This window comes from Candidatus Accumulibacter cognatus (assembly GCF_000584975.1).
Classification (GTDB): domain Bacteria; phylum Pseudomonadota; class Gammaproteobacteria; order Burkholderiales; family Rhodocyclaceae; genus Accumulibacter; species Accumulibacter cognatus.
This window is the reverse complement of record NZ_JDST02000003.1, coordinates 40,889-66,598: the sequence shown is the minus strand read 5'-3', so window position 1 is coordinate 66,598 and position 25,710 is coordinate 40,889. Positions and strand designations below refer to the sequence as shown.

Genomic DNA, 25,710 nt, shown 5'->3' with positions numbered 1-25,710 from the left:
ATAAAAGGAGAACAGCAAGGATAGTGTAATGGCGGGGACTTACAAGCAACTTACGCCAGTTAAAGCAAGAACGGTACGCCGTGCGAATTCTCCTCGCTGAAGACGACCGAATCATTGCTGATGGTCTGTGCCGGTCACTGCGTCAGGGAGGCTATGCGATTGACTGTGCCTATAACGGCACTGACGCCGATACGGCCTTGTTGACCAATCCCTACGATCTACTGATTCTCGATCTTGGTTTGCCGAAAATGCCGGGTTGGGATGTGCTGCGTCGTCTGCGGGCGCGCAATGCAACGACGCCGGTCCTGATTCTGACTGCGCTTGACGGCATCGACGATCGGGTGAAGGGACTCGATCTCGGGGCTGACGACTACATGGCCAAGCCCTTTGAACTGGCTGAACTCGAGGCTCGTGTTCGGGCGCTAAGCCGTCGGTCGTCCGGTACTTCACGGATGATCCAATGCGGGTCGCTGACTTTCGATCAGACCGACCGCTGCGCGCTGGTAAATGGCGAGATGCTTGATCTTTCGGCACGCGAACTGGGTCTGCTCGAGGTTCTTCTGTCACGGGCAAAACGCCTGGTCAGCAAGGATCAATTGGTGGACCACCTCTGCGGTTGGGGTGAGGAGGTCAGCCACAATGCAATCGAGGTCTATATCCACCGCTTGCGCAAGAAGCTCGAATCAACCGGAGTCAATATCATTACCGTGCGCGGGCTCGGCTACAGTCTTGAGAAACCTGCGGAAGAGAGAAAATCCTGATATCCAGCGCTCGCTGTTTGGCGAGATTCTCGACTGGATGCTGGCCCCGCTTCTTTTCGTGTGGCCAATCAGCATTGCGTTCACTCACTACTTCGCCAACAGTGTTGCCAGTTTCCCGTACGATCAGTCCTTGCGCGAACATGTTGCCGCGATATCGCGCCAGGTCAGCTTCGTCGACGGGCAGCCGCAGTTGGCCTTGCCCAGTCTGGCACAACTCTTCCTGCGCTCGGACGAGATCGATAACGTCTATTTCCACATGCTCGACCAAGATGGTCAGTTGATTGCCGGCGATCCGGAGCTGCCCGTGCCGAAGATGGCTGGCACGCTCTTGAAGAATGAGCATAATGAGGTGTTTTTTCGCGATGACGAGTACCACGGACAGTCCCTGCGTATAGCCTACATATCGCTGTTCGAAGCAGGGCCTGACGGGCGTGGTGTCCTGATTGAAGTCGGTGAAACCACTGAAAAACGTTCTCAACTGGCGAACAAGATCATCGCCAGTGTCATCCTTCCACAGTTCGTGATCATTCCGCTCGCAGTGATCCTGGTTTGGTTCGGCTTGTCGCAGGGTTTGCGCCCGCTGACGCGTTTGCGTGACCGGATTGAAGCTCGTCGCGAAGCGGATCTATCGCCGATTGCTCTGCGCCGTATCCCTGAAGAATTGCGCCCGCTGACCGAAGCATTCAATTCAATGTTGGCAAGGATGCAGCAAAACGTGGCTGCACAGCGCCGTTTCATCGCCGATGCTGCGCATCAGATGCGGACCCCGCTGACCGGCCTGAAGACGCAAGCTCAGTTGGCGATGCGCGAGACCGATCCAGCCGAACTGCGGCACGCCCTCAGGCAGATCTTGAACGGTGCTGATCGTGCTTCGCATCTGGTCGATCAGCTACTGGCTCTGGCCCGTGCGGAGGCAAGCGAGCACTCGCAACAGACCCTGGTGGCGCTCGATCTTGATCACTTGCTGCGAGAGGTCGTCGAAAACTGGGTTGTGCAGGCACTCGAAAAATATATTGACCTGGGTTATGAACCTGCCGGTAGCGTGCTTATCCTGGGCAATGCCTTTCTCTTACGCGAAATGATCAACAACCTGCTCGATAATGCTTTGCGCTATACGCCTTCTGGCGGACGGGTGACCGCGCGGGTGGTTGCGCAAGGCGATTTCGCCCTGCTTGAAATCGAGGATAGCGGACCAGGGATTTCCGATGCCGAGTCCCAGAGGGTTTTCGACCGCTTTTACCGCGTCGATGGCAGCGACGGGGAGGGCAGTGGCTTGGGATTGGCCATCGTTCGCGAGATCGCTGAAGTCCATCAAGCCGCAGCCAGTCTGCGTCCAAACAACAGAGACACAGAGACTGATGAGCCCAGTGGTTGTGTCGCTAGAATTGTCTTCCCGGTGTTTAGCCCGCAGCGTTCCCAGGCCTTGGCACAGGATCCTGTTCAGACTGGTTTTGCCTGATTGCCTATCGAGGATCGAGCATTCAACGCTCAAATGTACCAGTGGACTCGGTGCCTTCTGTGCGGGACGTCGTCAGACCAGCTTTCGCAGTTGGGCGGGGGCCACTTCGACCATGAAATCCCAGAAGGCGGCCAGTGCAGGGGTCAGGTGTTTGCTCTTGTGGCGAACGATGTGCCAGCGACGCATCACGGGTGTTCCTTCGACCTTGAGGATGCGCAGACGTTCGGCTTTCAGTTCGAGGCCGAGCGTGTGCTGGGAAATGAAACTGATGCCAAGACCCGCCACCACTGCCTGCTTGATGGCTTCATTGCTACCCATTTCCATGCCGATGCGCGGCTTGACCGAACGTTCGAGAAAGAATTCCTCCATTGCCGATCGTGTGCCCGATCCCGATTCGCGGACGATCAGCATTTCGTCCGCAAGGTCCTCGACGGCTACATTGGGCAGCCGGCTCAAGGGATGTGCGGTGCTGGCAATGATCACCAGCGGATGCGGTGCAAAGGCCACCGCTACAGCGTCGAGTTCGGCCGGCGGACGGCCCATGATGGCCAGGTCGACCTCGTTGCCGGCGAGAAGGCGATTGACGGTATCCCGGTTGTCGATCAGCATCCGGATACGCACGTCGGCCTGGGTCTTGCGAAACTCGGCCAGCAGTCCTGGCGCGAAATATTCGGCAGTGCTGGCCACGGCGACGGCAATGCGTCCGCCCTTCAATCCTTTCAGAGCGAGCAGCGCTTCATCCGCCTCCTTCAGCGATTGCAGGATCTGGCGCGTATGACCGAGGAGAATTTCGCCAGCTTCGGTCAAAAAGACGCGTTTGCCGATCCGTTCGAACAGCAGGGTGCCGCTGACTTCCTCCAGCTGTTTGATCTGCAGAGAGATGGCAGCATGCGTCAGGTGCAGCTTTTCCGCTGCGCGCGCAAACGACAAATGACTGGCGGCGACCGAAAAGATCTGGAGTTGGCGGATCGTGGCGTTTCTCATCGATAAGGTTATATTAAATTAAATGAACAATACGTTTAACTGGCGTTTTTGTATCAGACCGCTAGAATCCGAACAATCCCCGGTTCGACAAGATTTCAATCGCCTGGAGTATCACCATGCTATGCGGACGCACTAACGTTAACAAATTCCTGATCGAGGAACAGCGCCGGAATCCAGCGCTATTCGGAGATTTTTCGATGCTCATCAGTGACGTCGTGCGCTCGTGCAAGGCCATTGCACAGGGAGTTTCGCGGGGCTCACTGGCCGGTGTGCTGGGTGATGAGGGCCGTGAGAACGTTCAGGGCGAGGCCCAGAAAAAACTTGACGTGCTGGCCAACCAGGCGTTCATTCACCACTGTGAATGGGGTGGCCATCTGGCTGCAATGGCGTCGGAGGAAATGGAAGACATCTATCCGATTCCATCCGAGCATCCTCGTGGCAAGTATCTGCTGGTCTTCGACCCGCTCGATGGTTCGTCGAACATTGACGTCAACCTTTCTGTCGGCAGCATTTTTTCAGTCCTGCGATGCCCCGAGAATTGTAATGCCGACGCACCGATTGCAGCCGATTTTCTACAGCCCGGCAGCCGTCAGGTTGCTGCTGGCTACGCACTTTACGGTCCATCGACGATGTTGGTGCTCACCGTTGGCAGTGGCGTGTATGGGTTCACACTTGATCGTGACATCGGCGAATTCCTGCTGACGCACCCGCATCTCGTGATTTCCCCGGAAACCCGCGAGTTTGCGATCAATGCTTCCAACGAGCGTTTCTGGGAGCCGCCGGTGCAGCGCTACGTCAGCGAGTGTCTGGCAGGCAAGACCGGCATTCGCGGCAAGGACTTCAATATGCGCTGGGTGGCTTCGATGGTCGCTGAGGTCCATCGGATTCTGATGCGCGGCGGAGTTTTCTTGTACCCGCGCGATAGCAAGGATATCTCCAGACCCGGGCGACTGCGCCTGATGTACGAGGCCAATCCGATGGCGATGATCGTTGGCCAGGCCTGCGGCCTGGCATCGACCGGCAGGGAACGTATTCTCGATGTGCTGCCGACTAGCCTGCACCAGCGGGTGCCGGTCATTCTCGGTTCGCGCGACGAAGTGGAGCGTATCGAACGCTACCACCGCGAACATGAAACCGGCGAAGACCAGCCTTACAAATCGCCCCTCTTCTCGACGCGAACCCTGTTCAGGAATGATTGAGCAGCACCGCGAACCGGAAAAACACTCTTTATGCAACGGAGCCACACCCATGTCGATCAAAAATCCAGTTATCGCAATCACCGGTTCTTCGGGTGCCGGCACGACCTCGGTCACGCGCGCGTTCCAACACATCTTTCGGCGCGAGAAGCTGAACGCTGCGATCATCGAGGGCGACAGTTTTCACCGTTACGACCGAGAGGCGATGCGCGCAACGATGGCTGAGAGAAGCCTCGCTGGCGACAACCATTTCAGCCATTTCGGACCCGAGGCCAATCTGTTGACCGAACTTGAAGGACTGTTCCGCGAATACGGCGAGAGTGGCCGCGGCAAGAGTCGCCACTATGTTCACGACGATGCCGAGGCCAAGCTTTATGGCTCGCCACCGGGAACTTTCACCGAATGGGTCGATCTGCAGCCGGGCAGTGATCTGCTCTTCTATGAAGGCCTTCATGGTGCTGCCCAGACCGACGCCATCGACATCAGTCGCCATGTGGACCTCTGTGTTGGTGTCGTGCCGATCATCAATCTCGAATGGATCCAGAAACTGCATCGCGATAAGGCGCAGCGTGGTTACTCGACCGAAGCGGTGATGGATACCATCCTGCGGCGGATGCCTGATTACATTCATTACATCTGCCCGCAATTCTCCAGGACGCACGTCAATTTCCAGCGCGTACCGACGGTGGATACTTCGAATCCCTTCATTGCCCAGGATATTCCGTCGCAGGACGAAAGCATGCTGGTGATCCGTTTCGCCAATCCCAAGGGGATCGACTTTGCCTATCTGCTGAGCATGCTGCACGATTCGTTCATGTCGCGGCCGAACATCATCGTCTGTCCTGGCGGCAAGATGGGTCTGGCGATGCAGATCATCTTCACGCCGATGATTATGCAGTTGATGGACAAGAAGCGTCGTTCGCGCTGAATGCGGCAAGCCGTGTTGCCTGCCCCATTGTGTTGTCTAAACCTAGCTCTGATTAAAGGAGATTGTCTTGCCCACTGAATCCCGCAAATTCCGCCGCCGCTGCGCCAATGCGCTGCGCTTTCTTGCCATCGACGCCGTTCAGGCAGCGAATTCCGGCCACCCTGGAATGCCGATGGGAATGGCAGACATCGCCGAAGTGCTCTGGCGCCACCATCTCAAACACAACCCGGCCAATCCCCGATGGCATGACCGCGACCGCTTCGTGCTGTCGAACGGGCATGGTTCGATGCTGATCTACGCCTTGCTGCACCTCAGCGGTTACGGTTTGTCGATCGACGAATTGAAGTGCTTCCGGCAACTTCATTCAAAAACCCCTGGACACCCAGAGTTCGGCATCACCCCCGGCATTGAAACGACCACTGGCCCTCTCGGTCAGGGCCTTGCCAACGCAGTCGGCATGGCCTTGGCAGAAAGGCTGCTCGCCGAGACCTTCAACCGTGATGGTCATCGAATTGTCGACCACTATACCTACGCCTTCATTGGGGATGGCTGTCTGATGGAAGGCATTTCGCACGAGGCCTGTTCGCTGGCTGGCCGACTGTCCTTGTCAAAGTTGATCGTATTTTACGATGACAACGATATTTCGATCGATGGCCATGTACAGCCTTGGTTTGCCGACGACACGGCAAAACGCTTCGAAGCTTACGGATGGCGCGTGGTCTCCCACTGCGATGGCCATGATGCCGATTCGATCGAAGCTGCAATCCGTATCGCCAGGACCGCAACCGGGCGACCCACGCTGATCTGCTGTAAGACGATGATCGGCTTCGGGTCACCAAACAAGGGTGGCACACACGATGTGCACGGCGCGCCCCTCGGTGCCGAAGAGATCGCCAATACGCGTCGCCAGCTTGAATGGCCTTTCGCCGCTTTCGAAGTGCCCGCCGACGTACGCGCCGGCTGGAATGCAAGAGGCAGGGGAGAAGCCGCAGAATATGCCTGGAAAGCAGACTTTTCAGCCTATCGTGCCGCTTTTCCCGCACTAGCTGCCGAATTCGAACGCCGGATGGGGGGGGAATTACCCGCCGAATGGCCGGATCATGTAGCCGCGCTGCTCGCCCAATGGACGAGTCAAACCACTGCCGTGGCCACACGCAAAGCCTCGCAGAATGCCATCGAAGCGATTGCCCCGCTGCTGCCTGAACTACTGGGCGGTTCGGCCGACCTGACCGGATCAAACCTGACCAACTGGAGTGGTACCCGGCCGGCCAACCGGGAGGCCGGCGGCAACTACATCAACTACGGGGTGCGTGAATTCGGGATGACCGCGATTGCCAACGGCATTGCTTTGCATGGCGGCTTCATTCCCTACACGGCAACCTTTCTGGTGTTCTCGGATTATGCGCGCAACGCGATCCGTCTGGCTGCACTGATGAAACTGCGGCAGTTGATGGTCTATACGCATGATTCCATCGGCCTTGGCGAAGATGGCCCAACGCACCAGCCGATCGAGCATGCAGCCTCCTTGCGGCTGATTCCAGGTCTCGACGTCTGGCGCCCAGCCGATGCCATGGAGACAGCTGTAGCTTGGACTTCAGCACTTGAGCGGGACGATGGTCCTTCATGCTTTCTGTTGTCGAGGCAGAACCTGCCGGCGTTGCCCCGCAGTGCCGAGCAGATAGCCAGCATCCGGTTGGGTGGCTATGTCCTGCGCGAGGCCGAAAGTGGAACGCCAAGTGTCGTGTTGATCGGAACCGGCTCAGAACTCGGCCTCACCCTGAATGCCCAGGCCATTCTCGCTCGGGAAGGAATCGCTGCGCGCGTTGTCTCCATGCCTTGTACCCAACGCTTTGATCGGCAGCCCCTGGCTTATCGCAGGGGAGTGCTGCCGCCATCGCTGCCGATGCTTGCCGTAGAAGCCGGACACCCCGATCTGTGGTGGAAATACGTTGGGCTAAACGGAGCCGTGATCGGTATCGATCGCTTTGGCGAATCGGCGCCAGCGGCCGAGCTTTACGAATACTTCGCAATCAACGTCGCGAACATCGTCGCGCAAGCGCGCTATCTGATCGCACCAGAACCTTGAGGAAAGTGGCAATTCTTCAGTCTCAGCGGAGCCGCCTGACTTGCGCTCCAAGTTGTCCGAGTTTCTCCTCCATGCGTTCGTAGCCCCTGTCAAGATGGTAGATACGCTCGATTAGCGTCTCGCCCTGCGCGACCAGACCGGCAATAACCAAGCTGGCCGACGCGCGCAGGTCGGTAGCCATCACTGTTGCACCTTCGAGACGCTCGACGCCGGTGACCATCGCATTGCTGGCGTCGATCTTGATGTCTGCCCCCAGGCGAATCAGTTCAACAGCGTGCATGAAGCGATTCTCGAAGATTGTCTCGCGGATTACTGCCGACCCCTCCGCGACACAGTTGATGGCCATGAATTGCGCCTGCATGTCGGTCGGGAACGCAGGATAGGGCGAGGTGCGAATGCTCACTGCCTTGAGCCGTCGCGGTGCCTTGAGAGTAATCGCTGAACGCTCGGCTGTGATGTCGCAACCGGCGTCGAGCAACTTGTCGACCACCGCATCAAGGCAAGCAGCCGAAGTTCTGGTCAGACGAATGCTGCCACCGGTCGCAGCTGCCGCGCAGAGATAGGTGCCGGTTTCAATGCGATCGGCCATGATCGAATGCGATGCGCCGTGCAGGCGCGCAACGCCGTGGATACGAATCTTGTCGGAGCCGGCACCGGAAATCCGCGCACCCATTGAAATCAGACAGTTGGCCAGGTCGACGACCTCGGGCTCACGCGCAGCATTCTCGATGATCGTTTCGCCTTCGGCGAGGACCGCTGCCATCATCAGGTTTTCGGTTCCGGTGACGGTGACCATGTCGGTCACGATATGGGCTCCCCTGAGGCCTCCAGCACCTGACTTGGCATGAATGTAACCGTGCTCGACATGGATCCTCGCACCCATTGCCTGCAAGCCCTTGATGTGCTGTTCGACCGGCCGGGCACCAATCGCACAGCCTCCCGGTAGCGATACCCTTGCTTCGCCATGACGCGCCAGCAACGGGCCGAGCACCAGGATCGAGGCACGCATGGTTTTGACCATGTCATAGGGAGCTAGCGGGTTGTTGAGACCGAGGCTATTCAATAGCACACCATCGACTCCCTCACGAGTAATCGCGACGCCCATTTGCTCGATCAGACGGAGCATTGTCGAGACGTCCTTCAATCGCGGCACGTTGCTCAGATGTAGCGTCTCGGGCGCGAGCAAGCTGGCGCAGAGGACCGGCAGCGCTGCATTCTTTGCACCGGAAATGGCGATCTCGCCTGAGAGCGGCAGCCCCCCCTGGATCAACAGCTTATCCACTCGCTGTACTCCACTCTTCAGGAGTCTGGGTTTTCATCGATAGGGCGTGCAAGTCACCGCTGTCAAAATGCAGCCGCAATATTTCGTTGACGCGCTGCTGCCGCTGTACGCGACTTCTGCCAGCAAACTCAGTACTGACGATCAGCGCCTCGAAATGCTGGCCATCACCCACCACTTGCAGATGCTCGCAGGGAAGGCCTTCGGCGATGATTTTCTGGAGTTGTTCAGGGTGCATCATGATTCAGGACCTCAGTTTGTAACCGCTCCGGAGGAGTGCCAGGGTTGCCGCCGACACCAGCAGGAAGCTCGTGCCAACGACCGTCAGACTATTTTCCGGCGGCACGTCCGAGACGCCGAAAAACCCGAAGCGAAAGCCATCGATCATATAGAAGACGGGATTGAAACGCGATACCTGCTGCCAGAATCCGGGTAGCGAATGCAGGGAGTAGAAAACGCCGGAGAGCATCGTCAGTGGCATGATCAGGAAATTCTGAAAACCCGCCAATTGGTCGAACTTGTCAGCCCAGATGCCGGCGATCATGCCCAATGCCCCCATCGTTCCACCACCGAGAACGAGAAACAGCAGAATCCACTGAGGTGCCACCATGGCCGGTACAGCAAACCAGATCGTTATCAGCAGTACGCCCAGAGCCACCATCAAAGCGCGCAGTACCGCCGCGACGACGTAGGCGAAAAAGAATTCGACGTAGGATATCGGCGGCAAGAGAACGAAAATCACGCTGCCCGTCACCTTCGACTGGATCAGGCTCGAAGAACTGTTGGCGAAGGCGTTCTGTAGCGCCGACATCATCACCAGGCCGGGAATCAGAAAGCTGGTGTAGGCGACACCATGCACCCACACTTGAGCTTCGAGTACATGCGAAAAGATCATCAAATAGAGGAGAGCCGTCAGCACCGGCGCAGCGATGGTCTGAAAGTTAACCTTCCAGAAGCGCAGAACTTCCTTATAGAGCAGGGTCCGAAAACCGGATATCATGACACGGTTTCCTTGCGGTAACCGCTGCTCTGCATCACTCCCAGGAAAACGTCTTCCAGGTCGGCCTGCGTCAGGCGCAGATCGTCAATGACGCAACCGGCCTCGCGCATTGCGGCGAGAAGCGGTTCGATTTCGCCAAGACTGCCGAGATGAAAGGTCCACATGCCCTCGTTTTGCGTTGCGCGCGCAGAGAGCACTGATGGCAGCCTAGCAGCACTTGCCAGACGCAGGGTCAGGGTATGACCCGCGAAGCGTGCCAACAGGTTGCTGGTCGTATCCAGAGCGACCACACGCCCCTGTTTGAGCATCGCAATCCGTCCACACAGGGCTTCGGCTTCTTCGAGATAATGCGTGGTCAGAATCACCGTGTGCCCATCTCGATTCAGGCGCCGGATGAATTGCCACAAGCCTTGCCGAAGTTCGACGTCTACCCCGGCGGTCGGTTCGTCGAGAACAATGACCGGCGGTTTATGCACCAGTGCCTGGGCGACGAGAACCCGGCGCTTCATGCCGCCGGACAGACGACGCATATTGGTATCAGCCTTGTCGGTCAGATCCAGATTGGCGAGAATTTCGTCGATCCAGCCTTCATTGTGGCGAATTCCAAAATAGCCGGATTGAATGCGCAGGGTCTCACGTACAGTAAAGAACGGGTCAAAAACGAGTTCCTGCGGCACCACCCCAAGCAGGCGCCGTGCGGCGCGGTAATCGCTGACCACATCGTGTCCCATCACTACCAGCTTGCCGGCACTTGGACGAGAGAGGCCGGCCAGGCAGGAAATCAGGGTCGTCTTGCCGGCACCGTTGGGTCCCAGCAAACCAAAGAACTCTCCTTCACTGATCTGCAGGGACACGCCAGCAAGCGCCACAAGGGAGCCAAAGCGCTTTTCAACACGCTCAACTGCAACCGCGACAGGCATGGAACTTGTCTTGGCGACGAGGCTTGTGTGCCCGCTCAGGTGAGCGGTAACAGTTCGGCGACGCCATATAGGGTTGCCAGACTGATCAGATTTGCCGGCGGATTAGCCATCCGCAGGTTGATACCGTACTCGGAAGCGGTACGTAGCCAGGCAAGAATAATACTCAGTGCCGAGGAGTCCACCTCGGAAACGGCTACGAGGTCAAGAACCACTTGCTTGCTCAGGCGGCCGGAGCGCAAGTAATGACGCCCGGCCTCCAGCAAGGAACGCGCGTTGACAATGAGCATTGGCGCGGTCACGCGCAGGCTGTTGCCAGCATGCTCGATCATTTCTTGCCGGCTGCGAGTTGCTTGTTGCGATTGCCGAGCAAGGTGATCAGGCCGTCGATCCCGGAGTTGTTCACTTCCTGCTTGAAGGTATCGCGATAATTGGTGACCAGGCTGACACCCGCAACAACAACGTCGTAAACCTTCCAGCCATTACCTTGCTTCTCGAGCGTGTAATCGAGCTGGATTGGCTTGCTGCCGGGCTGTACGACTTCGGTCCTGACCACCACATTCGTCTCGCCTTCCGGGATTTTGCTGGGCTTATAAACGACTGTCTGGTTCTTGTAGGAGGTCAGCGCGTTTGAGTAGGTGCGTACCAGCAGCGTCCTGAACTCTTCCGTGAGGATCTTCTTTTGTTCCGGCGTCGCCTTGTTCCAGTCACGTCCTACAGCCAGCGCGGTCATTCGCTGAAAGTTGAAATACGGAAGCACCTTGTTTTCAACCAGATCGATTGCCTTCCGGGTATTGCCGCTCTGAATGTCCTTGTCCTGACGGACGACGGTTAATACATCCTCGGTCACTTGTCGAACCATGGCATCCGGAGCCAGTTCCTGGGCCGTGACGGGTGCCAGCACGATCAACAGAGCAAACAGCATTGACAATATCATTTTCATGGATATTTCCTGGGAGATCGGGAATTCTGGTGAAGCAGCGAGTATCGGCCTAGCGCAATGACTGATCCTCGGGAACCTCGTGCGGCACTTCTCCGTCGAGGATCTCGCTGCGGCGATGTTGCAGGTAAGCATCCCTGATGTAGTTGTATTTGTCGAAAGCAGCTTCTTCGACCACCTTGTCGGTAGGCAGCAGGCTGGCCCGCAAGTGGATATAGCGTGTTGCCAACAGGCTGTTGCGCAATGGGATATCATCAAGACGCCACACCGGATCGTAAAACAGAAAAGTGTCGACCATCCAGCCGAAGGTATCACGTGTCGTTCGTGGTCCGATCAGTGGCCAGTAAAAGTAAGGGCCATCGGCGACTCCCCATTTGCCAAGAGTTTGCCCGAAGTCTTCCGAGTGCTTGGCCAGACCCATTTCGGCAGCCACGTCGAAGGCACCTCCAATACCGATGGTGCTGTTGACCAACACTCGGCCGGCATCGGAAACGGCTTGCTCACCCTTACCCTGCAGCAGATTGTTCAGCGCTGTCCACACATCCCAGAGATTGCCGAAGAAGTTGCCGACAAGCACCTTCACCGGTAGCGGAGCGACGTAGTCATAGCCTTGGGCAACTGGCTTGACCACCACGTCGAGGCCTTCGTTGACAGCGAACATGGCACGGTTGAAACCCTCAAAAGGGTCTTTGGGATTATTTGCGGTCGTCGCGCAGCCGCTCGCAGCAAGCATCACTGCCGCGTAGGCCAGACAGGATACGCGTATTGGTATTGGAAAGCATGGTTGCACTGATTTCCCCTTTATCCTATTTCTCGACCGGTCCTTCGGACGCCTTGTTGAACATGAACTGACTGATCAGCTTTTCCAGTACCACCGCCGACTGCGTCTTGACGATCACCTCGCCGGCCTTCAGCATCGCCTCATCTCCGCCCGGATCCAGTCCAATATACTGTTCGCCAAGCAAGCCGGCGGTCAGGATCAAGGCAAAGGTATCCTTGGGAAAATGATAGCGGCCATCAATGTTGATGGTCACCACCGCTTCATAAGTCGCCGGGTCAAAACGGATATCCGCAACACGTCCGACGACCACGCCGGCGCTCTTGACTGGGGCACGTACTTTCAGTCCCCCGATGTTGACAAATTTGGCGGTCAAAGGGTAAGTCTCGGAAAAATTGGCGGCGGCCAGATTGCCGACCTTCAGTGCCAGGAACAGCAACGAAGCAAAGCCCATGGCAACAAAAATACCGACCCACAGGTCGAGCAACTTACGACTCATCAAGCCTCCCGGAACATGAACGAAGTCAACACAAAGTCGAGTGACAGGATCGCCAGTGCCGACTTGACGACGGTGCCCTTGATTGAGCTTGAAACGCCTTCGGCAGTTGGTTGCGCATCGTAACCCTCGAAAACAGCAATCAGCGAAACGGCAATGCCGAAAACGAAACTTTTGACGATGCCGCTCCAGACATCATAGCGAAAATCAACCGATGCCTGCATTTGCGACCAGAACGCGCCTTCGTCCACGCCTATGAACACTACCCCGATCAGATAGCCACCGAACACTCCGGTGGCCGAGAAAAGCGCTGCCAGCAAAGGCATCGAGATCACCCCGCCCCAGAAACGCGGTGCAACGACACGGGCTATCGGATTGACCGCCATCATGTCCATGGCGGTAAGTTGCTCGGTCGCTTTCATAAGTCCGATTTCAGCTGTGATCGACGAACCGGCCCGCGAAGCAAACAATAAGGCAGCCACTACCGGGCCAAGTTCCCGCACCAGCGACAGCGCGACCAGCACTCCGAGGGCGTCGGCCGAGCCGTAGCGCTGCAGGGTTTCGTAGCCCTGCATGCCGAGCACCATGCCGATGAACAGTCCGGAGACCATGATGATCAGCAGCGATTGAAAACCGGCATAATAGACTTCCCGAATCGTCAGGTGTAGGCGTCGGAAAGACTGGCTGGACCAGAGCAGCAGCATGACGAAAAAACGTGCCGCAAAACCCAGGCGCTGAAGCGCACCATTGACATGGTGACCAAGACGGGTTAGCACCGCTACGATCGCACTTGGACCCTGCCTATGGCCGCGCATACGCACCTTTCCCGAGTAGTTCCTGGTTGAGCGGAGCCGCCGGATAGTGAAAGGGTACCGGTCCATCCGCCTCGGCGAAAACAAACTGATGGACAAAGGGATGCTTCGATGCACGAATCTCTTCTGGTGTTCCGAGCGCGACAATTTTTCCTTCGGACATGAAATAAATGAAATCGACGATCAGCAAGGACTCCTGGATGTCGTGGGTGACCATGATGGTCGTGGCGCCCAATGCATCATTGAGACTGCGGATCAGATGCCCGATGACGCCCAATGAAATCGGATCGAGCCCAGCGAAAGGTTCGTCATACATGATCAACATCGGATCAAGCGCAATCGCCCGCGCCAGTGCGACTCGTCTGGCCATGCCCCCAGAAAGCTCTGCCGGCATCAGATGATGCGCGCCGCGCAGGCCAACAGCATTGAGCTTCATCAATACCATGTCACGGATCAATTCTTCGGGCAGATCGGTGTGTTCCCGCATTTGATAGGCTACGTTGTCAAATACCGAGATATCGGTGAACAGTGCGCCAAACTGGAAGAGCATTCCCATCCGCCGACGCAGAGCATAGAGTTCGTCGTTGCGCAAGCGCTGCACCGCCTGGCCATCGACCAACACCTCGCCGCGGCTTGGCCGGAGTTGTCCGCCGATCAGCCGCAACAGTGTCGTCTTGCCACAACCCGAACCACCCATGATGGCCACAACCTTGCCGCGCGGGATCTGTAGACTGATGCCGTTGAGGATCAGTCGATCTTCGTAGGCAAAGTCGAGATCCCTGATCTCGACAAGATGATCAGCAGCCACAGCATCGCACCCAGGACAAAGCGCGGATTATACCTGACCCCCCTTGCACGTCACCGTGAAATACTTGCCGCCAATATAATTGTGGAATAATGTCCATCAGGCACTTTCTGCCACAACCACAAGCCTTGCATGCTCACTCTCTCAGGAAACTCTCTGCCCGAGAAGCCTCTGTTGCTCATCATTGATGATGATGCGCTGATCTGTGACACCTTGAGTTTTTCGCTGAGTCCGCTTTTTGAAGTGATCACCAGCCATTCTCGCCTGCATTGCCTGCAATTGCTTCGACAATTGCGCAAGACGCCCGAGTTGGCGCTGGTTGACCTCGGCCTACCGCCCGTGCCGCACCGTCCGGATGAGGGTTTTTCGCTGATTGCAGACCTGCTCAAGGTTGCGCCCAAGATCCGCATCGTGGTCCTCTCCGGACAAAGCGACGAGGGCAATGCGCGTCACGCACGCACTCTCGGCGCCGTTGATTTTGTTGCAAAACCGTGCAGTCCTGGTGACTTGCAGCAAGTGCTTACGGGTGCGCTAACGTTTAGCATGGTGGACGACGTGCGCCACGAAGGCTCTTCGTCGTTGCTCGGCAACAGCCCGGCCATACAAAAACTGCGGTTGCAACTCCTGCAGTATAGTGACCTACAGTTTCCGGTACTGATCGAGGGGGAATCAGGCAGTGGCAAAGAGGTCATCGCCTCAAGCTGTCTGCATTACCATACCAAGCGCCGCGAGCGGCCGTTCCTAGCGATCAATTGCGCAGCGATATCGCCCAACTTGGTTGAAGCGACCTTGTTTGGCTACGCCAGAGGCGCTTTTACCGGTGCGGTGACGATGAAGGCAGGTTATTTCGAAGATGCTGCCGACGGCACTCTGTTCCTCGACGAGATTGGCGAATTGGCACTCGACCTCCAGGCCAAACTGCTGCGAGTATTGGAAAATGGGGAGTACCAACGCGTTGGCGAAACCCAGAAGCGCTTCAGCCGGGCACGCATCATCGCCGCTACCAACCGAGACCTGCGCAAGGAGGTCAAGGCAGGCAACTTCAGGTCTGATCTATATCACCGGCTGTCGGTTTGTTCGATCGTCGCACCGCCATTGCGCGAGATGGGCGAGGACAGACTCGTCCTTCTCGACCACTTCAGGGAGCTCTACGCGGCACAGACACAGCAGCGGCCGTTCAGCTTCTCGGAGGAGGCGACAGATTTGTGGTGCAGCTACAGTTTCCCTGGCAACGTTCGCGAGCTACGCAACATTATCATCCGCTTGACCACCCGGCACTCTGGACAGATCGTCGACACCGCAGCGCTAGCAGCAGAACTTGATCTACCCGACGAGCCGCAGGAGGTTGCAGCGAGTCCGCCAAGCGGGACGGATGCGGCGACCGGAGATGCAATCATCGCTGCGGCAATACATCGCTTGCGGCAAAGAGTTCCCTTCAACCTCGATCGTCTGCTCGATGCCACCGAACGCGGCTACATCGAGGCTGCATTGAAACTGGCGCACGGGAATGTCAGTCAGGCGGCACGCCTGCTCGGCATGCACCGCACGACACTCTATAATCGCATGGAATCGTCGGCGCGGGAGCAGTGATGTACCTGGACCATTTCGGACTGCAGCAGGCGCCTTTCCGGATTACACCGCACACCGAGTTTTTTTTCGCAGGGGCCAACCGAGGCGCTACGCTCGAGGCGCTGATCTACGCGATCACCCATGACGAAGGTATCGTCAAGGTCAGCGGAGAGGTCGGTAGCGGTAAAACGATGCTCTGCCGGATGCTGCTGGAAAAACTTTCGGGTCAGGTCGAGACGATCTATCTGGCCAACCCCTTGCTGTCGCATACCGAGATCCTTTGCGCCATCGCTGAGGAGTTGCGGATTCCGCTACAGCAAGGGTATGGTCATTTGCTGCTGCGGTCCTTGCAGGAGCGTCTGCTGGAAATCTACGCTGACGGTCGCCAAGTCGTCGCCCTGATCGATGAGGCGCATGCCATGCCACTGGCCGCACTCGAAGAAGTGCGCCTGCTCTCCAACCTTGAATCGAGCCGGCATAAGCTGCTACAGATCGTGCTATTCGGTCAACCCGAGCTGGATCAGCGCCTTGGTGAACCCGCCCTGCGCCAGCTCAACGACCGTATTACCCACCACTTCAGGCTCGAACCGTTGCACCCTAATGACATCGCTGCGTATCTGATGTTTCGCCTGCGCGCTGCCGGCTATCATGGCCCGGATCTGTTTACCAGACGCGCCATCCAATTGATCAGCCGGGCTTCCGAGGGTCTGACCCGGCGCATCAACATCCTTGCCGATAAAGCCCTGTTGGCTGCATTTTCCGAAGGGGTGCACCAGATCGATGGCAGGCAGGTCCGGGCAGCGATTCGCGACGCCCAGTTCAAGCGTATCGCAGACCCGGCGCGCGCGCGCTGGCTGTGGGTGGGTGTAAGCACCGCCCTCTGTGCGCTTGGCGGACTAGCCTACCTGGCCAGCGGCAACAATGCCGGCGGTCTACCGACAGCGGCGGCGAACAAGGCAACAACTTTGGCACCGGCCACGCTGCGGGAAACTGAATCCTCGGCCATGTCCACAATGGCTGAGCCAGAGCCGACTTTCTCAAGGACGGCAACGCTCGGCACAGCCAAACTGGACACACTTGCCGAGCGAATTGCCGCAACCGAAGTCTGGTTGGCGCAGACCCCGGACAGCCATTATTTCATTCAACTGTTGATGACCGACGCCGGTAGCCAGCGGGAAATCTCGGATTTCATCGTTAACCACAAGCGAACCCTCGATTTGCGGCAGCTTCGGGTTTATCGTTCACGATTCGGCGGTCGAGAAAGACTCGGCATCATTTACGGTGACTACCCTTCCCGCGAGCAGGCGAATGCCGCGCTGGCGACACTTGGAGAAGTCAGCCAAGAGAGCAAGCCCTATGTGCGTGCGGTCGCCAAACTACGTTCGTCACAACTGGGAAGGCTCGAATAATTATCACTAATTCAATAAAAATCATGCGCTTGTGTGGAATTTCCGGCATGGTATCATAAACTCCCCTTTGACTGGATCAGGCTTGAGCGTGTCCCTGAAAAATCTGCGCATGCTGCGCATTCCTGGTGTCATTTCTCTTGCCATGCTGCTTTGTGCCTGCACTCCGAGCACGCTGAGCAAGGGGCCATCTGCCGGACATCTGCAGGCCGCAAGCGTGCCCAAAATCCAGGGGGCAATTCCCCAGCCCGTACAGCAAAGCGTCTTGCTACCCAGACCCAGGATCATCGGCAAGACTGAAACCTACAGCGTCGTCGTTAACAACGTGCAGGTTCATGACCTGCTATTTGCCCTCGCCCGCGATGCCAGGCTGAACGTAGACATTCATCCCGGCCTCACCGGGCTGGTGACCCTCAACGCGATTGACCAGACGCTGCCACAATTGCTCACCCGCATTGCCAAACAGGTCGACATGCGCTTTGAGATGGAAGGCCCGAACCTGGTGGTGATGCCTGACTCTCCCTACCTCAAGAACTACAAGGTTGACTACGTCAACATTGCCCGAGATGTCACGGGAACAGTATCGACTAGCACACAGATCTCGACCAGCGCGCTGACGACCGGTAGCGGTGGCGCCGCCGGCACCGGCAACACCTCGCGTATCCAAATCGACAACAAGTCGAAAAACCGCTTTTGGGAAACTCTCGAGAAGAACCTGAAAGAACTGCTGCACGAAACCGACAAGATTTTCCCGGAAGGGTCGACCGAGACCGTTACCGAACAAACCGCGGCGCAGAGTACAACTGGCACTGGTACGCCAGCCCCGACGGGTACCGCGGCGCGTGTGGTAAGCCAGATGGTGCAGTCCCTGGCTGGCAGTCCGAATCCCGCCACGCTGCAAAACACCGGAGCCTCTGTAGTCAAGCGCATGACCTTCCGCGAGGCAGCGTCGGTGATCGCCAATCCGGAAGGCGGAGTGATCACTGTCAGAGCCACTGCCAGGCAACACGAAAAAGTGCAGGAGTTCCTTGATCGGGTCATGAGTGGTGCAAGAAGGCAGGTACTGATCGAAGCGACCATCATCGAAGTCACGTTGAGCGACGGCTACCAACAAGGCATCGAGTGGAGTCGCTTGACTAGTGGCACCGACTACAGCATCAGCAAGCCGACGCTGACGACCAACGTGCCCAGTACCGTGACACCATACGTCATCAAGTACAGACAGATCAACCCGCTGAATTTGCTGGCGACCGTGGAGTTGTTACGTGCTTTCGGTACCGTCAAGGTGCTCTCCAGCCCTAAGCTCGCGGTGCTCAACAACCAGACGGCAACGCTCAAGGTTTCCGAGGATTTCGTCTACTTCAACGTCAAGCAGGACGTCGTTCCCGGCAATACCAACACTAACGCCACAGTGACCACGACGACGACGCCACAATCCGTTTCGATCGGCTTCTTTATGAGCCTGACCGCTCAGATCAGTGACAACGGCACCGTCACCCTGAGCGTACGGCCATCGATTTCGAGTATTGCCGAACTGAAGCAGGATCCCAATCCGGAACTTGCCAAGAACAACATCAAGAACCTGGTGCCGCAGATTCGCATGCGCGAGATCGAGTCGATGATGCGTGTCGAAAGTGGCGACATCGCGGTCCTCGGCGGTCTGATGGAAGATCGGCTTGATAACCGCGACGGTCGTCTACCAGGCTTTGGGGATATCCCTTTTCTTGGTGAAGTGTTCAATACCCGCTCGAACTCCTCGGCCAAATCCGAACTCGTCGTGCTCCTGCGCCCCACGGTGATCAGGGACGCTTCCATCGAAGGCGATTTCAGCAGCTTCAGGGAGTCCCTGCCGAACCGGGATTTCTTCAAGAACGACCAGGTCTATCGCCCCTTCTCGTCGCCTGACCAGCCTCTGGAGCCGCTGCAGTGAGCCTGCTGATGGATGCGCTGCGCCGCGCCGAGGAGGCCAAACGGCAGGCTGCTGGCCCAAGCGGCAGCGTCGCCCCACTTGAATTGCGCCTAGACCCGCTGGAAACACCCGCGCCGAATCCTCAGAGACGGACCCTGCCGCCGCTCTCCAGCCCTCTCGATACAGACGCCCCGGGTCTAGCAACCGACGCCACGGCAACGCCGCCAAGCAGACCTCTGCCAGGACTGCCTCCGACCGACCTCGGCGGTAGCGACACCGCGGCACGAATTGCAGCGGGAAATGTGTTTGCCGTCAAGCAGATCCCGAGGTCACGCACAGCCCTATGGCTTTTCCTCGGATTCTGCGGTATCATGATGCTGGCTATCGGCGGCTATTTCTGGTGGCAGTTGCAGACCATCTCAGGTGGCTCGCTGGTCAGACCGACAGGCTCTACACTATCAGCAAGCCCGCCGCCAATTCAGCCACCCGAAGCGCCACTGCAGGCGGCGGCGGAAACGCCCCTGGCCCTGCCGACAATTGCCGTCGAATCGTCACGTGCGGCGCCGGCACCGAGCCCCCGCGCAGCGCGTCCGGAGCGGCTGCGCGGAAGCGCCACAAGTTCGCTGCCAAGCGAAGCGGCGGGCGTTTTTCGGACCGGCAACCGGCGGCTGATACAGAACCAGACGCTGAACCAGGCCTACGAAGCATGGCAGGCGGACAGGCTTGACGACGCACGGAGCGGCTACGAGGAAGTGCTGCGTAGCGACGCTAGAAATCCCGATGCGCTTCTCGGCCTGGCAGCGATAGCCATTCGCCGCAGCCAGTTTGAGCATGCGCAGGACTTGTACCTGCGGGTACTCGAATCCGACCCCGGCGATGCCACCGCGCAGGCAGCACTGATCAACCTGCGCGGGCAGAACGACATGGGGTCATCCGAAAGCCGTTTGAAGACCCTGCTCGCCAGCCAGCCGGACTCGGCTGTACTCCATTATGCACTGGGCAACCTGTATGCCCGACAGGGTCGTTGGCGCGATGCGCAGCAGGCTTATTTTCAAGCCTATGCGGCAGACCCCGATAATGCTGACTATATTTTCAACGTCGCGGTCAGCCTTGACCATCTTCGCCAGAGCAAGCTGGCGGCACAGTACTACCGGATGGCGCTGAGCGCCGCCGCAACACGGCATGGCACCTTCGACCGGCAGGCCGCCGAACAACGCATCCTTGAATTGCAACCGTGATCGTGTCCACTTGCAACGAGCCATTCGCCTGAGTTGCCCGTCAAGCCGCTTATGAACCTACATTCTTTCGCTGATCATTCCCCTTTGCGGCCGCTTGGTCAGATCCTGATCAGCAAGGGCATCCTCAGTGAGGATCAGTTGCGGATCGCCTTGTTGGAGCAATTAAAGTCGAATCATCCGATCGGAAAACTCCTGGTCGCGCTCGGCTTCGTCTCCGAAGCAACCCTGCGCGACGCGCTCTCTGAAAGCCTGGGCAAACAAAGCATCGATTTATCGAATGCGATTATCGATCCTTCGGCACTGAGACTGGTCCCGCGCGACCTCGCCAAGCGTCATCATGTGCTGCCTCTCGACTACGATGCAGAGAATCTGCGCCTGACAGTCGCCATTGCCGACATCAACGACATCGTTGCCCTGGACAGGATCCGCAGCCTAACCGGCGATGAAATCGTGATCGACACCCTGCTCGCCGGTGAAACCGAGATCGATCGCAGCATCGATCAGTGCTATGGTCATGAACTGTCGATCGACGGCATCCTGCACGAAATCGAAACCGGCGAGATTGACATCCGCGGCCTGCAGTCTTCCTCTGACGAATACAGCCAGCCGGTAGTCCGCCTGATTGACTCGATCCTGACTGACGCCGTCAAACGTGACTCTTCCGATATCCATTTTGAGCCGGAGGCGAGCTTCCTGCGCATCCGTTACCGAATCGACGGCATGTTGCGGCAGATTCGCTCGTTGCACAAGACCTACTGGCCGGCAATGGCGGTGCGGATCAAGGTGCTGTCGGGAATGAACATCGCTGAAACGCGTGCTCCTCAGGACGGCCGCATCTCGCTCAACATGCGTGGTCGACAGGTGGATTTTCGAGCCTCGGTACAACCGACGATTCACGGCGAGAATATCGTTTTGCGAATTCTTGACCGCCAGAAAGGGATTGTACCGCTCGCGGGGCTGGGTCTTGCCGAGACGCAACTCAACCTGCTCAAACTGATGATCGCCCGTCCCGAAGGAATTATTTTCGTGACTGGTCCAACCGGCAGCGGCAAGACGACAACGCTCTATTCGGTACTCAGTCACATCAACTCCGAGGGTGTCAACATCATGACTCTCGAAGATCCTGTCGAATACCCGATGACACTGGTCCGGCAGACCTCCGCCACCGACTCGATGAAGCTCGATTTCGCCAATGGAATCCGCTCGATGATGCGCCAGGATCCAGATATCATCCTGGTTGGCGAGGTACGTGATGCCGACACCGCGGAGATGGCGCTGCGTGCGGCGATGACCGGTCACCAGGTGTACTCGACGCTGCACACCAATTCTGCACTGGGCGCCATTCCGCGCCTGCTGGATATCGGCATCCTGCCAGACATTATGGCCGGAAACATCATCGGTATCGTAGCGCAACGGCTGGTACGACGTCTCTGTGTGCACTGCAAGATTCCCTATCAGCCCGAAGCACACGAGACTCGCCTGCTGGGCAGCCCGGCCGAGGCACCGCGACCGGTCATCTACCGGCCAGGTGGTTGTGAGCGCTGTGAGTTCCAGGGTTATCGTGGACGCCTGGCGATCATGGAGTTGCTGCGGATTACCGGTGACATGGACGAACTGATCTCTCGTCGCAGCACGATTCGCGAAATGCGGCAACTTGCCGACCGCCAGGGTTTCGTCACCCTTGCCGACGACGGCTTGCGCCGAGTTCTCGATGGCTCCACCTCCCTCGAAGAAGTTGGCCGTGTCGTCGACCTGACCGACCGGATGTAACCACCATGCCCCTCTACACCTACAAGGCGGTCAGTCCAGAGGGACGCATGGTTTTGGGTAAGATTGACGCCATCAACCTCGTGGACCTGGAGATGCGATTGCGACGCATGGAGCTTGACCTGGTCAACGGCGAGCCGGTCAGCAACCGCAGCCTGCTTGATCGTGGCAGGGTGCCGCGCCGGGAGCTCATCCACTTCTGCTTTCATCTGCAGCAACTGGTGCGCGCCGGTGTGCCCATTCTCGACGGTCTGACAGATCTGCGCGACAGTCTCGAGCACCCACGCTTTCGCGAAGTGGTGGCCAGCCTGATCGAATCGATCGAAGGTGGCCAGACCCTTTCTCAAGGCATGGACAGTCATCCGCGTGTCTTCAACAAAGTCTTTGTCAGCCTGATTCGTGCTGGCGAGGCCACCGGTCGCTTGCCGGAAGTCCTGCAGAGTCTCGACGAATCGCTGAAGTGGGAGGATGAACTCGCCGCACAAACGAAGAGGATCATCGCCTACCCGGCGTTCGTTGCAATGACGGTGCTGGCCGCCACTTTTTTCCTGATGGCCTACCTGGTTCCGCAGCTCAAGATTTTTGTGAAAAGCATGGGGCACGTCCTGCCCCTGCAGACGCAAATTCTCTTCTTCATTTCCGATCTGATGGTTGCCTATTGGTACCTGCTACTGTTGCTGCTGGCACTGATCGGAGTCGGGCTGCGAATTCTGCTGTACAGCAATCCCTTGGCACGTTTCCGTTTTGATGTCCTGAAGCTGGGGCTTCCGCTGTTTGGAGATATCCAGCGCAAGATCGTCCTCTCCCGTTTTGCCAATACTTTTGCCCTGCTCTATGCATCCGGGATCCCGATTCTGGAGTCGATCCGAACGACGCAGGATATCGTCGGCAACCTGGTCATTCGCCAGGGTCTGGAGCGAGTCGAACAATTGATCGGAGAGGGACAGAACGTGACGGCCGCATTTCGTAGTATCGGTTTCTTCCCACCGCTGGTGATCAGGATGCTGCGCGTTGGCGAAAGTACCGGCGCGCTTGATGCGGCGCTCCTGAATGTCAGTTATTTCTACAACCGCGACGTCAGGGAATCGGTCCAGAAAGTGCAGCAGGTGATTGAACCGCTGCTGACGTTGGTGATGGGCAGCCTGCTCGGTTGGATCATGCTGTCGGTTCTCGGACCCGTCTACGATGTGATCAGCAAGCTCAAGGCCTGACTTCATGCACTCCCGTTACCTCATCTACCTCAGTCCGCATCAGCTGACGGCCTTCCATTGGCGAGCCGGGATGTTGACCAGAGAAGGCACCTTTGAAGCGACTGACGCAGGCAAGCTAGAATTCAACCACTATCTCGGGAATCATTCCAAAAGCGTTGTGACCATTCTGGCCAACGTTGCGGAAGAAGGTTTCCACATCGAAACGATCCCTTTCCTGCGTGGTGCAGATCGCCGCTCGATCATCACGCGCAAACTCGGGCAGCAGTTCTTCAATGCTTCCCTGACGACCTCGGTCTCGCTCGGACACGAAAAATCACGGCGCAGGAACGAGCGCATTATGCTCGCAGCACTCACTAATAACGAGGCTTTCACACCCTGGCTAACGGCCCTGGCCAGCGCCGAGACGGCCCTCGCCGGCATTTATTCGCTCCCCCTGTTAAGTCCATTGCTGCTCAGGAAGCTCGGAATCGTAGACGAGCGCTGCCTGTTGTTGACGATTCAGGATCAAAGCATCCGGCAGACCTATGTGGAAAGGGGAGAACTACATTTCAGCCGCTTTACCCACCTAGCAAACAACAGCATGGACAGCATTGCGCAGACATTTGCGAGTGAAGCGCGCAAGCTGCAACAGTACCTTGTTAGCCAGCGCCTCCTGGGTCGTCAGCAACCGATCCGCGCGTATCTCCTTGTGCACGCGAACGCCAGAACAGCCGTCGAGAGCCGGTGTGTGAACAGCGAAACCTTGTCGTTCGCAATCCTCGATATCGAGGATTGCGCGCGCATCTGCCATCTCAAGACACTGCCAACGGACACCCGTTGCGAAACCCTCGTTCTCCATCTGCTGGCCACAGATCCACCTCGCACCCAGTTTGCCAGCGCCCAGCAGCGCCATTACTATCATCTCTGGCTGATCCGCGCGGTCCTTCGGAATATGAGCACAGTCGTGCTGCTCGGCTGTCTGCTATGGTCTGGCAAACAGTTCTACGATGCCTACCGACTTAGCCGGGAAGCTGAAATGATTCGCGCGGAAACGGCGCTGGCTCACCAGCGTTACGATCGCATTATCAGCACCTTTCCTTCGATTCCAACGACCACCGAGACCTTGCGCCGAGTCATCGACCACTATGTCGAATTGACAAAAGGCAACACCTCGCCCGCTTATTTGTTGCGTGACATCAGTCAAGCCCTGCAGGGCGACAGTTTGGTCGAACTCGACAGCATCGAGTGGAAGGTGGCTGTGCAGGCGTCGCAGGAGGCTGTCACGGCAGGAGCACAGCGCACGCCTTCTGTCGATAGCGAGATTGCGGTTGTGCGCGGTACTCTGCGACCGGGCCCCGACAGCCATCCGAGGCAGATACTGGCTGTGTTCAACAGGCTGGTCGATGCCCTGAAGCATCATCCAAAACTGCAGGTCGAGGTGTTGCAGCAGCCTTTCGACGTTGAGTCGGGGAAGTCGCTCAAAGGAGGAGACGCGGCGGTCGATGACCTGCAGCCGCGCGTGTTCAAACTGCAGATCCGCAGAACGATCGACTGATGAAGATCGACTTCGCTGACCTTCGCAAGTTGAGGGCGAGCATTCTGGTCGCCGTGTCGATGTTTGCCACTGCAGCGGCGTTGTTGTATCTCGCGCATCACACCAGAGATAGCGCCCAACTCGCCAGGCTGGTCGCCACCACACAGCGTGACGAAGCGGACGGCAAGCTCAAAAGGGTGCGTGACGAGGAAAACGAGATCAAGCAGAAATCAATTCTTTTCAACAAGCTGCAGGAGCGTGGCATGATTGGCGACGAGCAGCGCCTGGACTGGGTGGAATTGCTCAAGGAGATTCGTGACAAACGTCGCCTGCTTGATCTGCAATACGAGATCGCACCACAACGCTTTCTCGACGGCAACTTGGCCGGTGATTTTTCCTTTGCCAGCAGCACCATGAAATTGCAGGTGAAATTGCTCCATGAAGAAGACCTCCTGCGGTTGCTCGGCGATTTGCGCAGTCAGGCGAAGGCGCTGATCCTGATCAAGGCCTGTACCATCGAACGCCGGCCGACAAACGCTGATGAGAGTGCTGGCGGACGAGAAAATCTTTTCGCCCACTGTGAAATCGACTGGCTGACGCTGCACAAAGTGAGTCGGAAGTAGGAAAGAGAAAAACCATCCATGATCAGGTTCTCG

24 protein-coding genes are annotated in these 25,710 nt (G+C 57.6%); 13 read left to right on the top strand and 11 right to left on the bottom strand.

The features are described 5' to 3' along the window. The first annotated feature begins 80 nt into the window (after positions 1–80). Positions 81–761, top strand: coding sequence for a response regulator transcription factor (locus AW06_RS00540; protein ID WP_034943890.1), 681 nt, complete (start codon positions 81–83; stop codon positions 759–761). Then, positions 730–2,220, top strand: a complete 1,491-nt coding sequence (locus AW06_RS00535) for a sensor histidine kinase (protein WP_246148294.1) — start codon at positions 730–732, stop codon at positions 2,218–2,220. Before AW06_RS00540 ends, AW06_RS00535 begins: the two co-directional genes overlap by 32 nt. A 72-nt stretch (positions 2,221–2,292) precedes the next feature. Here the strand turns inward: AW06_RS00535 and AW06_RS00530 are convergent, their stop codons facing one another. Next, the gene (locus tag AW06_RS00530; RefSeq protein ID WP_034943887.1) at positions 2,293–3,204 is read right to left on the bottom strand and encodes a LysR family transcriptional regulator; all 912 of its coding nucleotides are present in this window, start codon (positions 3,202–3,204) and stop codon (positions 2,293–2,295) included. Between the two features lie 116 nt (positions 3,205–3,320). Here AW06_RS00530 and AW06_RS00525 point away from each other — a divergent pair, with 116 nt between their 5' ends. From AW06_RS00525 to tkt, 3 genes are all read left to right on the top strand, one after another. Then, on the top strand, positions 3,321–4,403 hold the full coding sequence (locus tag AW06_RS00525) for a class 1 fructose-bisphosphatase (protein ID WP_034943884.1): 1,083 nt from the start codon (positions 3,321–3,323) through the stop codon (positions 4,401–4,403). Between the two features lie 49 nt (positions 4,404–4,452). Continuing rightward, positions 4,453–5,328, top strand: coding sequence for a phosphoribulokinase (locus AW06_RS00520; protein WP_034943881.1), 876 nt, complete (start codon positions 4,453–4,455; stop codon positions 5,326–5,328). Between the two features lie 67 nt (positions 5,329–5,395). Continuing rightward, complete coding sequence (gene tkt / locus AW06_RS00515; protein WP_034943878.1) at positions 5,396–7,414, top strand: transketolase; 2,019 nt, start codon at positions 5,396–5,398, stop codon at positions 7,412–7,414. Between the two features lie 22 nt (positions 7,415–7,436). Here tkt and murA read toward each other — a convergent pair whose 3' ends face one another. The 10 genes from murA to AW06_RS00465 form a co-directional block, all read right to left on the bottom strand. Next, positions 7,437–8,696: a UDP-N-acetylglucosamine 1-carboxyvinyltransferase gene (murA, locus tag AW06_RS00510; protein WP_034943875.1), complete on the bottom strand. Its 1,260-nt coding sequence runs from the start codon at positions 8,694–8,696 to the stop codon at positions 7,437–7,439. Next, positions 8,689–8,934 (bottom strand): BolA/IbaG family iron-sulfur metabolism protein, encoded by a 246-nt coding sequence (locus tag AW06_RS00505; RefSeq protein WP_138677337.1) that lies wholly within the window; start codon positions 8,932–8,934, stop codon positions 8,689–8,691. Before AW06_RS00505 ends, murA begins: the two co-directional genes overlap by 8 nt. Positions 8,935–8,937: 3 nt before the next feature. Continuing rightward, the gene (locus AW06_RS00500; protein ID WP_034943868.1) at positions 8,938–9,693 is read right to left on the bottom strand and encodes an ABC transporter permease; all 756 of its coding nucleotides are present in this window, start codon (positions 9,691–9,693) and stop codon (positions 8,938–8,940) included. Further along, positions 9,690–10,613: an ABC transporter ATP-binding protein gene (locus AW06_RS00495; protein WP_034943865.1), complete on the bottom strand. Its 924-nt coding sequence runs from the start codon at positions 10,611–10,613 to the stop codon at positions 9,690–9,692. The genes AW06_RS00500 and AW06_RS00495 overlap by 4 nt, the downstream gene beginning before the upstream one ends. A 35-nt stretch (positions 10,614–10,648) precedes the next feature. Further along, positions 10,649–10,942: an STAS domain-containing protein gene (locus tag AW06_RS00490; protein ID WP_034943863.1), complete on the bottom strand. Its 294-nt coding sequence runs from the start codon at positions 10,940–10,942 to the stop codon at positions 10,649–10,651. Continuing rightward, entirely contained in the window at positions 10,939–11,547 is a 609-nt protein-coding gene (locus AW06_RS00485; RefSeq protein WP_246148301.1) for an ABC transporter substrate-binding protein, read from the bottom strand. Before AW06_RS00485 ends, AW06_RS00490 begins: the two co-directional genes overlap by 4 nt. Positions 11,548–11,602: 55 nt before the next feature. Beyond that, complete coding sequence (locus AW06_RS00480; RefSeq protein ID WP_138677335.1) at positions 11,603–12,283, bottom strand: VacJ family lipoprotein; 681 nt, start codon at positions 12,281–12,283, stop codon at positions 11,603–11,605. A gap of 73 nt (positions 12,284–12,356) precedes the next feature. Continuing rightward, a complete protein-coding gene (mlaD, locus tag AW06_RS00475) occupies positions 12,357–12,827 on the bottom strand; it encodes an outer membrane lipid asymmetry maintenance protein MlaD (RefSeq protein WP_034943857.1) in 471 nt (156 codons plus the stop codon). Next, a complete protein-coding gene (gene mlaE, locus AW06_RS00470) occupies positions 12,827–13,639 on the bottom strand; it encodes a lipid asymmetry maintenance ABC transporter permease subunit MlaE (protein ID WP_034943853.1) in 813 nt (270 codons plus the stop codon). The genes mlaD and mlaE overlap by 1 nt, the downstream gene beginning before the upstream one ends. After that, positions 13,626–14,444, bottom strand: a complete 819-nt coding sequence (locus tag AW06_RS00465) for an ABC transporter ATP-binding protein (protein ID WP_034943849.1) — start codon at positions 14,442–14,444, stop codon at positions 13,626–13,628. Before AW06_RS00465 ends, mlaE begins: the two co-directional genes overlap by 14 nt. A gap of 129 nt (positions 14,445–14,573) precedes the next feature. Between AW06_RS00465 and AW06_RS00460 the strand changes: the two genes are divergently transcribed. The 8 genes from AW06_RS00460 to AW06_RS00425 all read left to right on the top strand — a co-directional run bounded on the left by AW06_RS00460 (position 14,574) and on the right by AW06_RS00425 (position 25,677). Beyond that, positions 14,574–16,031, top strand: a complete 1,458-nt coding sequence (locus tag AW06_RS00460; protein WP_034943846.1) for a sigma-54 dependent transcriptional regulator — start codon at positions 14,574–14,576, stop codon at positions 16,029–16,031. Next, positions 16,031–17,419 carry an AAA family ATPase gene (locus AW06_RS00455; RefSeq protein WP_034943843.1) on the top strand — a complete coding sequence of 463 codons (1,389 nt, stop codon included), beginning with the start codon at positions 16,031–16,033 and terminating at the stop codon, positions 17,417–17,419. Before AW06_RS00460 ends, AW06_RS00455 begins: the two co-directional genes overlap by 1 nt. Before the next feature lie 88 nt (positions 17,420–17,507). Next, positions 17,508–19,346 (top strand): type II and III secretion system protein, encoded by a 1,839-nt coding sequence (locus AW06_RS00450; RefSeq protein WP_034944063.1) that lies wholly within the window; start codon positions 17,508–17,510, stop codon positions 19,344–19,346. Next, positions 19,343–20,563 carry a tetratricopeptide repeat protein gene (locus AW06_RS19570; protein ID WP_273704254.1) on the top strand — a complete coding sequence of 407 codons (1,221 nt, stop codon included), beginning with the start codon at positions 19,343–19,345 and terminating at the stop codon, positions 20,561–20,563. Before AW06_RS00450 ends, AW06_RS19570 begins: the two co-directional genes overlap by 4 nt. 51 nt (positions 20,564–20,614) lie before the next feature. Continuing rightward, positions 20,615–22,333 carry a GspE/PulE family protein gene (locus AW06_RS00440; protein ID WP_273704253.1) on the top strand — a complete coding sequence of 573 codons (1,719 nt, stop codon included), beginning with the start codon at positions 20,615–20,617 and terminating at the stop codon, positions 22,331–22,333. Positions 22,334–22,338: 5 nt separating this feature from the next. Continuing rightward, positions 22,339–23,541 carry a type II secretion system F family protein gene (locus AW06_RS00435; RefSeq protein ID WP_034943840.1) on the top strand — a complete coding sequence of 401 codons (1,203 nt, stop codon included), beginning with the start codon at positions 22,339–22,341 and terminating at the stop codon, positions 23,539–23,541. A gap of 70 nt (positions 23,542–23,611) precedes the next feature. Then, a complete protein-coding gene (locus AW06_RS00430) occupies positions 23,612–25,075 on the top strand; it encodes a hypothetical protein (protein WP_273704252.1) in 1,464 nt (487 codons plus the stop codon). After that, positions 25,075–25,677, top strand: coding sequence for a hypothetical protein (locus tag AW06_RS00425; protein WP_034943834.1), 603 nt, complete (start codon positions 25,075–25,077; stop codon positions 25,675–25,677). Before AW06_RS00430 ends, AW06_RS00425 begins: the two co-directional genes overlap by 1 nt. Positions 25,678–25,710 lie beyond the last annotated feature (33 nt).

What these genes read in the sequence shown, in the direction of transcription:
- mlaD (WP_034943857.1), bottom strand. Translation starts at nt 12,827, where the DNA reads ATGAGTCGTAAGTTGCTCGACCTGTGGGTCGGTATTTTTGTTGCCATG.
- AW06_RS00425 (WP_034943834.1), top strand. Translation starts at nt 25,075, where the DNA reads ATGAAGATCGACTTCGCTGACCTTCGCAAGTTGAGGGCGAGCATTCTG.
- AW06_RS00500 (WP_034943868.1), bottom strand. Translation starts at nt 9,693, where the DNA reads ATGATATCCGGTTTTCGGACCCTGCTCTATAAGGAAGTTCTGCGCTTC.
- AW06_RS00460 (WP_034943846.1), top strand. Translation starts at nt 14,574, where the DNA reads ATGCTCACTCTCTCAGGAAACTCTCTGCCCGAGAAGCCTCTGTTGCTC.
- mlaE (WP_034943853.1), bottom strand. Translation starts at nt 13,639, where the DNA reads ATGCGCGGCCATAGGCAGGGTCCAAGTGCGATCGTAGCGGTGCTAACC.
- AW06_RS00480 (WP_138677335.1), bottom strand. Translation starts at nt 12,283, where the DNA reads ATGCTTGCTGCGAGCGGCTGCGCGACGACCGCAAATAATCCCAAAGAC.
- AW06_RS00520 (WP_034943881.1), top strand. Translation starts at nt 4,453, where the DNA reads ATGTCGATCAAAAATCCAGTTATCGCAATCACCGGTTCTTCGGGTGCC.
- AW06_RS00490 (WP_034943863.1), bottom strand. Translation starts at nt 10,942, where the DNA reads ATGATCGAGCATGCTGGCAACAGCCTGCGCGTGACCGCGCCAATGCTC.
- AW06_RS00525 (WP_034943884.1), top strand. Translation starts at nt 3,321, where the DNA reads ATGCTATGCGGACGCACTAACGTTAACAAATTCCTGATCGAGGAACAG.
- AW06_RS00505 (WP_138677337.1), bottom strand. Translation starts at nt 8,934, where the DNA reads ATGATGCACCCTGAACAACTCCAGAAAATCATCGCCGAAGGCCTTCCC.
- AW06_RS00430 (WP_273704252.1), top strand. Translation starts at nt 23,612, where the DNA reads ATGTTGACCAGAGAAGGCACCTTTGAAGCGACTGACGCAGGCAAGCTA.
- AW06_RS00435 (WP_034943840.1), top strand. Translation starts at nt 22,339, where the DNA reads ATGCCCCTCTACACCTACAAGGCGGTCAGTCCAGAGGGACGCATGGTT.
- AW06_RS00485 (WP_246148301.1), bottom strand. Translation starts at nt 11,547, where the DNA reads ATGATATTGTCAATGCTGTTTGCTCTGTTGATCGTGCTGGCACCCGTC.
- AW06_RS00530 (WP_034943887.1), bottom strand. Translation starts at nt 3,204, where the DNA reads ATGAGAAACGCCACGATCCGCCAACTCCAGATCTTTTCGGTCGCCGCC.
- AW06_RS00440 (WP_273704253.1), top strand. Translation starts at nt 20,615, where the DNA reads ATGAACCTACATTCTTTCGCTGATCATTCCCCTTTGCGGCCGCTTGGT.
- AW06_RS00495 (WP_034943865.1), bottom strand. Translation starts at nt 10,613, where the DNA reads ATGCCTGTCGCGGTTGCAGTTGAGCGTGTTGAAAAGCGCTTTGGCTCC.
- AW06_RS00455 (WP_034943843.1), top strand. Translation starts at nt 16,031, where the DNA reads ATGTACCTGGACCATTTCGGACTGCAGCAGGCGCCTTTCCGGATTACA.